Source organism: Pseudoduganella sp. GW821-FHT11H04, assembly GCF_058807935.1.
The window spans coordinates 38,899-51,187 of record NZ_JBXARE010000013.1; the positions used below are offsets into that span (position 1 = coordinate 38,899).

10 protein-coding genes are annotated in these 12,289 nt (G+C 61.7%); 8 read left to right on the plus strand and 2 right to left on the minus strand.

All coding sequences use genetic code 11. The features are described from left to right. Nucleotides 1-14: 14 nt before the first annotated feature. Entirely contained in the window at nt 15-1,031 is a 1,017-nt protein-coding gene (locus tag AC1RTP_RS22785) for an alpha/beta fold hydrolase (protein ID WP_498610768.1), read from the plus strand. Here AC1RTP_RS22785 and AC1RTP_RS22790 read toward each other — a convergent pair whose 3' ends face one another. After that, complete coding sequence (locus AC1RTP_RS22790; RefSeq protein WP_498610770.1) at nt 1,032-1,925, minus strand: DJ-1/PfpI family protein; 894 nt, start codon at nt 1,923-1,925, stop codon at nt 1,032-1,034. 139 nt (nt 1,926-2,064) lie between these two features. On the opposite strand from AC1RTP_RS22790, the gene AC1RTP_RS22795 reads away from it, so the two are divergent. The 5 genes from AC1RTP_RS22795 to trhP all read left to right on the plus strand — a co-directional run bounded on the left by AC1RTP_RS22795 (nt 2,065) and on the right by trhP (nt 6,503). Continuing rightward, nucleotides 2,065-3,099: a sensor histidine kinase gene (locus AC1RTP_RS22795; RefSeq protein ID WP_498610772.1), complete on the plus strand. Its 1,035-nt coding sequence runs from the start codon at nt 2,065-2,067 to the stop codon at nt 3,097-3,099. Next, on the plus strand, nt 3,099-3,800 hold the full coding sequence (locus tag AC1RTP_RS22800) for a LytR/AlgR family response regulator transcription factor (protein WP_498610775.1): 702 nt from the start codon (nt 3,099-3,101) through the stop codon (nt 3,798-3,800). Before AC1RTP_RS22795 ends, AC1RTP_RS22800 begins: the two co-directional genes overlap by 1 nt. A gap of 34 nt (nt 3,801-3,834) precedes the next feature. Continuing rightward, nucleotides 3,835-4,314, plus strand: a complete 480-nt coding sequence (locus AC1RTP_RS22805) for a hypothetical protein (protein WP_498610779.1) — start codon at nt 3,835-3,837, stop codon at nt 4,312-4,314. Nucleotides 4,315-4,381: 67 nt separating this feature from the next. Further along, on the plus strand, nt 4,382-5,146 hold the full coding sequence (locus tag AC1RTP_RS22810; RefSeq protein ID WP_498610782.1) for a ParA family protein: 765 nt from the start codon (nt 4,382-4,384) through the stop codon (nt 5,144-5,146). A 61-nt stretch (nt 5,147-5,207) separates the two neighbouring features. Then, a complete protein-coding gene (gene trhP, locus AC1RTP_RS22815) occupies nt 5,208-6,503 on the plus strand; it encodes a prephenate-dependent tRNA uridine(34) hydroxylase TrhP (protein WP_498610967.1) in 1,296 nt (431 codons plus the stop codon). Nucleotides 6,504-6,611: 108 nt separating this feature from the next. On the opposite strand, the gene AC1RTP_RS22820 is transcribed toward trhP, so the two are convergent. After that, entirely contained in the window at nt 6,612-8,636 is a 2,025-nt protein-coding gene (locus AC1RTP_RS22820) for a M13 family metallopeptidase (RefSeq protein WP_498610784.1), read from the minus strand. A gap of 178 nt (nt 8,637-8,814) precedes the next feature. On the opposite strand from AC1RTP_RS22820, the gene AC1RTP_RS22825 reads away from it, so the two are divergent. Both AC1RTP_RS22825 and AC1RTP_RS22830 read left to right on the plus strand, forming a co-directional pair. Further along, nucleotides 8,815-10,467, plus strand: coding sequence for a M28 family metallopeptidase (locus AC1RTP_RS22825; RefSeq protein WP_498610786.1), 1,653 nt, complete (start codon nt 8,815-8,817; stop codon nt 10,465-10,467). A gap of 103 nt (nt 10,468-10,570) precedes the next feature. After that, on the plus strand, nt 10,571-12,178 hold the full coding sequence (locus AC1RTP_RS22830; RefSeq protein ID WP_498610789.1) for a methyl-accepting chemotaxis protein: 1,608 nt from the start codon (nt 10,571-10,573) through the stop codon (nt 12,176-12,178). Nucleotides 12,179-12,289: the final 111 nt, after the last annotated feature.

Sequence of the window (12,289 nt, forward strand, 5' to 3'; positions counted from 1 at the left end):
TTGCGGAGAGAGCTTTGGAAAACAAAATCAACCAGCAGCGCCGTTCCCTGCTCGGCGGCGCGTTCGCACTGGCCGGCCTGACTGCCCTCGCGCCCGTCACCAGGGCCGCAGCCTTGCCCGCCAAAGCCGGGCGTTCGCTGGGCGAGATGCGCACGGTGCGTACAGCCGAACTGGAAGTCGGCTATGCGGAACTGGGGCCGGCCAGCGGCCAGCCTGTGATCCTGCTGCACGGCTGGCCTTACGATATCCACAGCTTCGAAGAAGTTGCGCCCTTGCTGGCGGGCGCCGGCTACCGGGTGATCATGCCTTACCTGCGCGGCTATGGCAGCACGCGCTTCCTGTCCAAAGAAGCCTTCCGCAACGCCCAGCAGACCGCCGTGGCGCTCGACATCATCGCCATGATGGATGCGCTGAAGATCCAGCAAGCGATTTTCGGCGCCTTCGACTGGGGCGCCCGCACGGCCTGCATCATCGCGGCGCTGTTCCCGGAACGCTGCAAGGGCCTGGTTTCAGTCAGCGGATATTTGATCAGCACCCCGGCGGGCAACAGGAAGCCACTGCCGCCGCAGGCCGAATATGAATGGTGGTACCAGTATTACTTCACCACGGAGCGCGGCCGCCTCGGGTATGAGGCCAGCCGCCATGAATTCAATCGCCTGATCTGGAAGACGGCCTCGCCGAAGTGGGCCTTTGACGACGCAACCTTTGCGCGCAGCGCAGCGGCCTTCGACAATCCGGACCACGTGGAAATCGTGGTCCACAACTACCGCTGGCGCCTCGGCCTGGCTGATGGCGAACGCAAATACGATGCGCTGGAGGCACGTTTGGCCGAAGGCCCGCCAATCACGGTACCATCGATTACGATGGAAGGCGACGCCAACGGCGCACCGCATGCGCCGCCCTCTGCCTATGCGAAGAAATTCACCGGCAAGTACCAGCACCGCGCGCTGGCTGGCGGCATCGGGCATAACCTGCCTCAGGAGGCGCCGCGCGAGTTCGCGCAGGCCATCCTCGATGTCGCCCTGCTGTAACTAGCTGTAGTTTTCCGGGTGCGCCTCGAACAGGCGCTTGTGCTCCTGGCAGCAGAAGTAATACGTGCGCTTGCGATAGACGGAGGACGGATCGCCTTTGGCCACGTCCATATCGCAAATCGGGCAAAGCGGGTGTTCGGCGGTCGAAACGCGCTTCTTGGCATAAATGCTGTTGGACGATGGATCGAGCCAGCCCTGGCCCTGGTACTCCAGCGTGTAGGCCGTATTGCTTGCCACATTGCGGCCGAAATAGCGCTCCACCACGCGCAAGGCGAGGTCAATGCCGGAAGAGAGCCCGCCGGCGGTGGCGATATTGCCCTCTTCAACAAAACGGGCGCCGCGCTTGAGATTGACCTTGGGGTAGTTCATGGCGAAGTCCTTGAAGGCCCCGTGGTAGGTCGTCGCTGATTTCCCGTCCAGCAGGCCGGCGTGGGCCAGGATGAATGCCCCGGTGCAGACCGACATCGTCAAGTCCGCCGTGCGCGACGCCTCGCGCAGCCAGTCCAGCACCGCAAGATCGTTGATCGTCTGTGCCGGGACCACGATCACCTTGGGCGCAGGGGCATTCTTGATGGTGTAGTTCGGCACGATTTTCATGCCGCCATAGGTGGTGATGGGCGCTTCCGTGGCGCCAACCGTGTACATCTGAAATACGGGTCCCGGGCGCCCCGGCAAGCTGACATTGGAAAACACCTCCCACGGTCCGCCAAAGTCGATAACGACCGCATTATCGGACAGGAGGAAGGCCACCGGAATGCTGCCCTCGGCCGGTGGTTTCAACGGTGCGGCGGGCACGCCTGCGGTGGCAGCCGGGGCCTTGGCAAGGCCCAGTGCGGGCAAGGCAGCACCCAGGCCCATTGCGGTGGAAATGCGGAACAGCTCTCTTCTTTTCATGATTATGGCCTCCAGGATTTGGTGAGGCCTGTAGTCTCCCATCGCCCCTTGGCAAGCGCGATACAGTTCGCTGCAAGCGGCTGTGGTTTCGCTGCAAACCCGTGGCCCGCCGCCATGGATTTCCCCTATCATTGCGGCCATGACCGCAATCGCCCCCTTCTTCGCCTGGCTGGCACTGGCCCTATTCGACGCAACCCAGACCGTGGTGTCGATGAAAGCCATGGGCATGCAGCATTACTGGTGGACGCTGTTTTTCGTGACCATGTCCGCCTGGGGCATCTGGGCCGGAGCTACGCCCTTCGCACTGAAACTGCTGCAGCGCTTTCCCCTGCCTTCGCGCGCGCCGCGCAACTGGCTGGTGCACGCCCTCGCATGCCTGGCCATTGGCGCCATCTGGACAGGCTGGGCCGCCATGCTCGAAAACCTGACCAACCCCTTCGCCTATCCCAAAGGCCCCGATCCCTTCCTCCCGCTGTGGAAGGCCAAGTTCACCGGCAGCCTGGTAGGGGACGTGATCCTGTACGGCGCCATTGCAACGCTGAGTGTGACCTTTGAAACCCGCAAGCGCCTGTCGCAGCAGCGCGAACTGCTGGCGAAAGCGCAGTTGGCGGCGCTCCGCCTGCAGCTCGAACCGCATTTTATTTTCAATGCGCTGAACGCCGTCACGGGCCTGATCCGCGAAAAGAAGGACAATGAGGCAATCGCCACCGTCGCTGCGCTGGGCGACCTGCTGCGGCGCGTAACCGACCGCTCCGAGCGCCAGTTCGTGGCGCTGGAAGACGAAGTGGATTTCCTGTGCAAATACCTGGAGATCCAGCAATTGCGCTTCGCCGAACGCTTGCGCTGCAAGTTCGACATCCCCGCCAGCCTGGCGCGCGCCCAAGTGCCGGACTTCATTCTGCAGCCGCTGGTTGAAAACGCGATCAAGCACGGTATCGCCAAGCGCGCCAAGGGAGGCGCACTGAGCGTGAGCGCCAGGCGGGATGGCGAAGAACTCACCCTTAGCGTGTACAACGAAGGCCCTGCACTGGCGCCGGGCGGCATGCACGGCGTGGGCTTGTCCAACACGCGCCAGCGCCTGCAAGCCCTGTATGGCGCAGCGCAATCGCTGCTACTGCGCGACGTGGAGCACGGCGTACTGGCAACTGTCACGCTGCCCTACCAGGAGAATTGATGCTGCGTGCAATGATCATCGACGACGAGCCTCTGGCGCGCAGCAACGTGGCTCACCTCCTCGCGCGCGACCCGGCGATTACTATTGTGGCCCAATGCGATTCGGCGCAGGACGCACTGAGTGCCCTGCCGGCGGCCAAGCCCGACCTGGTCTTCCTCGACGTTGAAATGCCGGAATGCGACGGTTTCGAACTGCTGGAACGGCTCGGCACATCGCCGCCCTTCGCCATCGTCTTCGTCACCGCCCACCACCAGTTCGCGCTGCGCGCCTTCGAAGTCGGCGCTCTCGACTACCTGCTTAAGCCATTCGACGACCAGCGCTTCGACCGCGTGCTGGAACGCGTAAAGGAACGCTTGCGCGTACCTGGCGAAACGCGGCGCTTCATCATCAAAAACGGCGGCACGCTGGACGTGGTGAAGTTCGCCGACATCGACTGGGTCGAAGCCAGCGACTACTACACGACCCTGCACGCCGGCGGCAAGACGCACATGCTGCGCCGCAGCCTGTCCGACCTGGAAGGCGAACTGGCGCCGCACGGCTTCCGCCGCATCCACCGTTCGGCCATCGTCAACCTCGAACGCGTGCGGGCACTGGAGCTGCGCGAGGACGGCGAGTACGAGGTGGTGCTGGAATCCACCCAGCGCCTGCGCATGAGCCGCCGCTACCGCAAGACTGTGCTGGATAAACTGGCCCCGCTTTAGTTATACTTGCATTTTTCTCAACCATTCGGGAACCATGCAACGATTAATCTTGGCCATTGCCGTGCTCACCCTGAGCGCGTGCGCCACCCAGAAAGAGCAAGACCGCATCGAGGAAATTTCAAAGACGCCGCTGCGCGACCTGAATATCTCCAAGGTTGAAATCCCCGGCGTGCTGCGCGACGCGATGGGCAATCCGTATAAAACCCCAGCCGACAGGAGCTGCCCGGCCCTGCAGGCGCAGGTAGCGGACCTGGACGAGGAGCTGGGCCCGGACCTGGACGTCCCCGAAGTCAAGCTTGGCCACATGGAGCAAGGCCGTGAAGCCATCGGCAATGCCGCCACCGGCGCGCTGCAAAACACCGTCGAAGGCGCCATCCCCTTCCGTGGCTGGCTGCGCAAGCTGAGTGGCGCCGAACGCCAGTCGCGCCAAGCGCAAGCTGCGGTATTGGCCGGCAAGGTGCGGCGCGGCTACCTGAAAGGCATCATGCAGACAACTTCCTGCCACCAGGTTTGAATGCTTGCTTTTGCTGCACCGCATCATGCTAGAATCGTTGCAATCTTAGCCATGCGGAGGCCAGCAAATGAAACGCGTAATCTTCAACCAGAAGGGCGGAGTCGGTAAATCGACCATTGCGGTAAACCTGGCGGCCATTGCGGCGCACCATGGCAAGCGCACGCTATTGATCGACATCGACCCGCAGTGCAATAGCAGCCGCTATGTGCTCGGCGCAGCGACGCAGGACATGGCGCCCACGCTGGGCGCCTACTTCGAGCAAATGCTTAGCTTCAGCATGTTCGCCAAGCCCGCCGGCGAGTATGTGCACGCCACGCCCTTCGACAACCTCTCCATCATGCTGGCGCATCCGGAGCTGGGCGACCTGCAGTCCAAGCTCGAATCGCGCCACAAGATCTACAAGCTGCGCGACACGCTGAACGAGCTGCAAAAGGACTACGACGAAATTTACGTCGACACACCGCCCGCCTATAACTTCTTCACGCAATCGGCACTCATCGCCGCCGATAGCTGCCTGATCCCCTTCGACTGCGATGACTTCTCGCGCCAGGCCCTGTACACCCTGGTCAACAACGTAAAAGAGATCAAGGCCGACCACAATCCGAACCTGCAGATCGAAGGCATCGTGGTCAACCAGTTCCAGCCACGCGCCCTGCTGCCGCAGCGCATGGTGGACCAGCTCAAGGAAGAAGGCTTGCCGGTGTTCGAGAACAAGCTCTCGAGCTCAATCCGCATCCGCGAATCGCACGAGCGCAACCTGCCCATGATTCACCTGGACCGCAGCCACAAGCTAAGCCAGGAATTCCTCGCGCTATACGGCGAGCTGCGCTGAATTTGATCCAGGTCATGGCGAGGCCGCGGGGGCATGGCTAAGCTTGCGCCTTTTGCCTGCCATGCTGACCGCCCCCGAACTCCTCCTGCCCGCCGGCTCCCTGGCCAAAATGAACGCCGCCTTTGACTTCGGCGCAGACGCGGTCTACGCCGGCCAGCCGCGCTACAGCCTGCGCGTGAGGAATAACGATTTCTCCACACTGCAGGCGCTGCAGGAAGGCATCGAAGGCGCCCACGCGCGCGGCAAGCAGTTCTTCGTCGCCAGTAACATCTTCGCCCACAACTCCAAGCTCAAAACCTACTTGCGCGACATGGCGCCGGTCATCGCCATGAAGCCCGATGCCTTGATCATGGCCGATCCCGGCCTGATCATGATGGTGCGCGAAGAATGGCCGGACATGCCGATCCACCTGTCCGTGCAGGCCAATGCCGTCAATTGGGCCGACGTCAAATTCTGGCAGCGCATGGGACTGACGCGCGTGATCCTGTCGCGCGAACTGTCGCTCGACGAGATCGAGGAAATCCGCCAGCGCTGCCCAGAAATGGAGCTGGAAGTCTTCGTGCACGGCGCGCTGTGCATGGCCTACTCCGGCCGCTGCCTGCTATCGGGCTACTTCAACCACCGCGACGCCAACCAGGGCACTTGCACCAACGCCTGCCGCTGGGACTACAAGGTCGGCGAAGGCTGCCAGGACGCGACGGGCGACATCTCCGTACTGCACCAGCAGCCGCGCCACCCGCTGGCCAGCCAGACCTACCTGCTGGAAGAAGCCGGCCGTCCCGGCCAGCTGATGCCGATCTTCGAAGACGAACACGGCACCTACATCATGAACTCGAAAGACCTGCGAGCGGTGGAGCACGTCGAGCGTCTGGTAAAGATCGGCGTCACCTCGCTGAAAGTGGAGGGCCGCACCAAGTCCGCCTACTACGCCGCCCGTACCGCACAGGTGTACCGCAAGGCCATCGACGACGCCGCGGCTGGCCGCGCTTTCGACGAAAGCCTGCTCGGCCAACTGCAAGGCCTCGCCAACCGCGGCTACACGGACGGTTTCTACCAGCGCCACCACACCCAAGAGCACCAAAACTACATGCGCGGCAGGTCGGAGACTGACCGCAGCCAGTATGTTGGGGACGTGATCGGGATTGAAGACGGCTGGGCGCGCGTCGACGTGAAGAACCATTTCGCGGTGGGCGACCGCATTGAAGTGATGCACCCAAGCGGCAACCGCGACATCACCTTATCCCGCCTGCTGGCGGACGACGGCAGCGACATCACGATCGCCCCTGGCAGCGGCCACATCGTGCGCATCCAGCTCGACGAAGGGCTGGATGGCGCAATGCTGTCGCGCTACCTTTAAAGATAAAAGTCGGGGTCAGGTCGAGCAAACGGACACGGGCCCAAGCGCTACGCGCTTGAGCCCGTGTCCGTTTGCTCGACCTGACCCCGACTTTTTAAATGGAAGGGATTACCAGAAAATCACACGTTGATCCGGCGGCAGGTACATCTTGTCGCCTTCTTTTACGCCAAAGGCGTCGTAGAAGCCTGGGTGGTTCTTCAGGCTGCCGTTCACGCGGAATTCGGATGGCGAGTGCGGGTCGGACTTCACTTGCTGGATCAGCGCGGCGTCGCGCGCCTTGCCGCGGCGGGCTTGCGCCATGCCCATGAAAATTCGCTGTTCGGCAGTGTAGCCGTCGACCACCGGTGCCGGCTTGCCTTTCAGGTAGATCTTGTAGGCGCGGGTTGCCATGATCAGGCCTGCATTGTCGGCGATGTTCTCGCCCAGGGTCAGTTCGCCGTTGACGTTGTAGCCGGCAACCGGGCTGTAGCCGTTGTACTGCGCCACCAGCATCTTGCCGCGTGCCGCGAACTTCTCGCCGTCTTCCTTGGTCCACCAGTTGCGCAGGTTGCCGTCGCCGTCGTACTGCGAGCCCTTGTCGTCGAAGGCGTGGCTGATTTCGTGGCCGATGGAGATACCTACCGCGCCGTAGTTGATGGCCGGTTCCGCTTTCGGGTCAAACAGCGGGAATTGCAGGCGTGCGGCCGGGAACACTACTTCGTTCAGCGAAGGGCTGTAGTAGGCGTTGACGGTTTGCGGCGTCATGCTCCATGCGGAACGGTCCACCGGCTTGCCCAGCTTTTCGATGCTGAAGTTGTGGGCGAAGTCGCGCGAGCGCAGCACATTGCCCACCAGGTCATTGCGCTCCACCTTCAGCTTCGAGTAGTCGCGCCATTTATCAGGGTAGCCCACCTTCACATTGATCTTGGCCAGCTTGGCTTTCGCTTGCAACTTGGTCTCTGGGCTCATCCACTCGAGGGTGTCGATGCCTTCGCGGAAGGCGATGATGAAGTTCTGCACCATCTCCGCAACCTGTTGCTTGCGTTCGGCCGGGAAGTATTCCGCCACATAGGCCTTGCCTACCATTTCACCCAGCGCGCGGTTCACTTCCGCGATGCCGCGCTTTTGCAGCGAGCGGTTTTCCTTGGTGCCGGCCAGCACGGCGCCACGGAAGGCAAAATTCTCGTCCACGAAAGCCTGCGACAGGTAAGGAGCGAAGGAGCTGATCATGTGGAATTCGAAGTAAGCCTTCCACACCGGCAGCGGGGTCGCTTCAATCAGCTTGTTCATCGCGGCCAGGAAGCTTGGCTGGCTGACGATCACGGAGTCGATCTTGCCCGCTACGCCAACGCCTTGCAGGTAAGCGTCCCAGTCGAAGCCTGGCATCAGCGCTTTCAGTTCGGCCAGCGACATCTTGTTGTAGGTCTTGACCGGATCGCGGTTCTCGACGCCGGACCATTGGGCTCGGGCGATCTGGGTTTCCAGTGCCACGATCTGCGCCGCTTCCTCCGCCGCTTGCATGTGGCCTGCCAGCGCCAGCATCTTCTCAACGTGCTGCTGGTACTTGGCGCGGATCTCGCTCAGTCGCGCATCCTTATCGGAGATGAAGTAATCGCGGCTCGGCAAGCCCAGGCCGGACTGGTGGATGCCCACCACGTAACGGGTCGAATCACGCGCATCCTGGCGCACACCCATATCCAGCGGTGCTGCGGCGTCGATGATATTCAGGTGCGCGACCAGTGCGCCCAGGCCCTTCTTGTCGGACAGCGCAGCAATGCGCGCCTGCTCCGCTTGCAGCGGCTTCAGGCCCAGCGCGTTGCGGCGCGCTTCGTCCATGAAACTGGCGTAGTAGTCGCCGATCTTCTGCGCATCCGAACCGGTTTTGCGCGCTTTGTCTTGTTCAGCTTTTTCAACGATGGAACGCACTTGGCCTTCCACGTTTTCCTGCGCCACATTGAACGCACCCCAGCTCGAACGGTCGGATGGGATTTCCACATCGCTCAGCCACTTGCCTTGCGAGTAACGGAAAAAATCGTCCTGCGCACGGACTTGCTGGTCGATGCCGGCCTTGTCGATGCCCGATTGCAGGTCCGCCGCAAAAGCGTGGGTGCAGGCCAGGCCGAAAATCAGGCTGCCGAGGATTGTGCGTTTCATTTGTTAAAGCTCCGGTGAAAAAATTACACCCGAAGTATGCCGCAGCCAAAGCCCGCCCGGGTGGCGGCGGCCCCAATAGCAACACTGTGTTACACAGCCACGGGGATTTGACCTGCGGACGCGCAAGGCCGATACTTGCCGGGTTTTAGATCCATTCACCCCTACCAGGAGGTTACCAGTGAACCATACCGCGCTGGCCACCGTGCTACTCGCTGTTACCGCAGCGCATGCGCAAGACGTGCCCAAGATCGATCCTCAGCACCTGTCGCAAGACGTTAAAGTTTTGGCATCCGACGAATTCGAAGGCCGCGGCCCGAATACCGCTGGCGAAGTAAAGGCCACTGAGTACATCGCCAAGCAATTTGAAGCGGCCGGCCTGAAGCCGGGCGGCGATATGGTCAAGGGCAAGCGTAGCTGGTACCAGGAAGTGCCGCTGGGCCGCTTTGAAATCAAGGGTCCGATGACGCTGAAAGCCCATGTTGGCAAGGACAGCATGCCGTTCGCGCAGGGCGATCAGATTGCCGTACGCGCGGCAATGAATGGCGCCAAGCGCGTGGATTTCGACAAAGCGCCGCTGGTCTTTGTTGGCTACGGCGTGAACGCGCCTGAACGCAAGTGGAGCGACTTCAAGGGCGTGAACCTGAAGGGCAAGCTTGCCGTGGTGCTGATCAACGATCCGGACTTTGAAACCGGCCAGGGCGATTTCGGCGGCAAAGCCATGACGTACTACGGCCGCTGGACCTACAAATACGAAGAGATGGCTCGCCAGGGCGCAATCGGCACCCTGATCGTGCACGAAACCGCGCCAGCCTCCTACGGCTGGGCGACGGTGAAGAACTCCAATACCAACACCATGTACGACATCGTGCGCAAGGATGCAGCCAAGTCCCACGCGCCGATGGAAGCCTGGATCCAGCGCGACGTGGCGGCTGACCTGTTCAAGCGCGCCGGCCTCGATTTCGAAGCGGCCAAGAAGCAGGCGCAAACGCGCGACTTCAAGCCAATGGAACTGAAAGGCGTGAGCCTGTCGGCCCACTATGCGGTGGACACGCAAGTGATCAAGTCGAAGAACGTGCTGGGCGTGCGCGAAGGCGCATCCGCCCCGAATGAAACTGTGATCTACAGCGGTCACTGGGACCACCTGGGCGTGGGCGAGCCGGATGCCAAAGGCGACAAGATCTACAACGGCGCCATCGACAACGGCACCGGCATCGCAGCGCTGCTGGAACTGGCGCGCGTGTACGGCAACGCCCCTGCACCGCGCCGCAGCGTGGCGTTCCTGGCCGTGACAGCGGAAGAAAAAGGCTTGCTCGGTTCCGAGTACTACGCCGCCAACCCGGTCTATCCGTTGGCGACTACCGTCGGCATGATCAATATGGATGCACTGAGCCCGAATGGCCCGGCACGCAACTTCACCATCTCCGGCAGCGCCAAGCTGGATTTGCTGGATATGCTGATCGCCAAATTCAAGGCCATCAACGTCAGCTACACGCCTGACCCGCACACCGAAGCCGGCTACTTCTTCCGCTCCGACCACTTCTCGATGGCCAAGCGCGGCGTGCCTGCGCTGTCGCTCGATTCCGGCGAAGACTGGATCGAAGGCGGCATGGCAGCAGGCAAGGCAGCGCAGGAAGCCTACACCGAGCATAACTACCACCAGCCTTCGGACGAGTGGCATGCCGAGTGGCCGTTCACCGGCATGGCGCGCGACCTGGGCGTGCTGTATAGCCTGGGCCGCGACCTGGCTGAATCGAAAGATTGGCCAAACTGGTCCGGTGACTCCGAGTTCCGCGCGATTCGTGACCAGAGCGCAGCCAAGCGCTCTAAATAAAAACACAAACGTAGTTCAAGGCCCTCGACCGAGGGCCTTTTCTTTTTCTGCCGTCCATGCCATGCTGGGTTCACAAAAAGATTGAAACAGTTGGAGGCAAACCATGAATTTCACGCAGTCCATGAGCATTGCGAAGAAACTGGCAGTGCTCAACGCCGGTGCCATTCTCGGCATCATCGTCCTCACCGCAATCTTCCTCATTTCCGAACGCACGCTCATCCTTGAGGAACGCACAAGCAATGTGCGCCAGGCCGTCGAAACGGCTTATGGCGTGCTCGACTACTACCAAAAACAGGAAGCGAGCGGCGCCCTGCCCCGCGCCGACGCCCAGAAGAAGGCCATGGAGGCGATCAAGGTGTTGCGATATGGCAACAACGAATATTTTTGGCTCAACGATATGCAGCCGAAGATGATCATGCATCCGATCAAGCCGGAGCTCGACAACAAAGACCTCAGCAGCAACAAGGACCCGACCGGCAAATTCCTGTTCGTGGAATTCGTCAATATGGTGAAGAAGGCCGGCGCCGGCCCGGTCGATTACATGTGGCCGAAACCGGGCAGCGACAAGCCGGTGCAGAAAGTCTCCTACGTCAAAGGCTTTGAGCCATGGGGTTGGATCCTCGGCTCGGGCGTCTACGTGGACACGGTCGATGCCACGGTGCGTGGCCGCGCAATTACCTTCGCTGCTGGCGCCGTGCTGCTTGCGGCCGTACTGCTGGGCATAGGCGTGTTCATCGCGCGCGGCATGCTGCGCCAGTTGGGCGGCGAACCTGATTACGCTTCTTCGATTGCGCGCAGCATTGCGGGCGGCGACCTTACCGTGCCGATCGACGTCAAGCGCGACGACGACGGCAGCATGGTCAATGCGCTGAAAGGCATGCGCGACGATCTGGCGCGTATCGTCAGTTCGGTGCGCACGGCGACGGATACCATCGCCACCGCGTCGAGCGAAATCGCGGCCGGCAATAGCGACCTGTCGGCGCGCACTGAAAGCCAGGCCAGCTCGCTGGAAGAAACGGCAGCCTCGATGGAGGAACTCACCGCAACCGTGCGCCAGAACGCCGACAGCGCGCGCACGGCTAATGAATTGGCGGCAAACGCTTCGGAAGTGGCGCAGAAAGGCGGCGCCGTTGTCTCGAAGGTGGTGGAGACCATGGCCTCCATCGACAGCTCCTCGCGCAAGATCGTCGACATCATCAGCGTGATTGACGGCATTGCGTTCCAGACCAATATCCTGGCCCTGAATGCCGCGGTGGAAGCGGCACGCGCTGGCGAGCAGGGACGCGGTTTTGCGGTGGTGGCATCTGAAGTGCGCAACCTGGCGCAGCGCAGCGCTGCGGCGGCCAAAGAAATCAAGGACCTGATCGGGGCATCGGTGGAAACGGTCGGCGTCGGCAATACATTGGTCGCGCAGGCCGGCAGCACCATGCAGGAAGTAGTGGAAAGCGTACATCGCGTGCGCCAGATCATCAACGAGATCAGTACCGCCAGCCACGAACAAAGCGCCGGCATCGCGCAAGTGAACGAAGCGATTTCGCAAATGGATGCGGTGACGCAGCAGAACGCCGCCCTGGTTGAAGAAGCTGCCGCCGCGGCAGCGAGCATGCAACAGCAATCGGCAGCCTTGCTGCAAGCCGTCGGCGTGTTCCGCGTCGATGCTGACAACGCGGGCTCGCCATCGCGCCGCCTTCCGCGCCTTGGCCGCAGCTGAAGTCATGCTATGATCCGCGCTGTCGAAAAAGGCAGGACCGGTTTCAGGTAAGCCCGGTCCCTCTCCTCCCGGAGGGCTCTGCTCCATGCGCGTGCGCATGAGAACCCACGA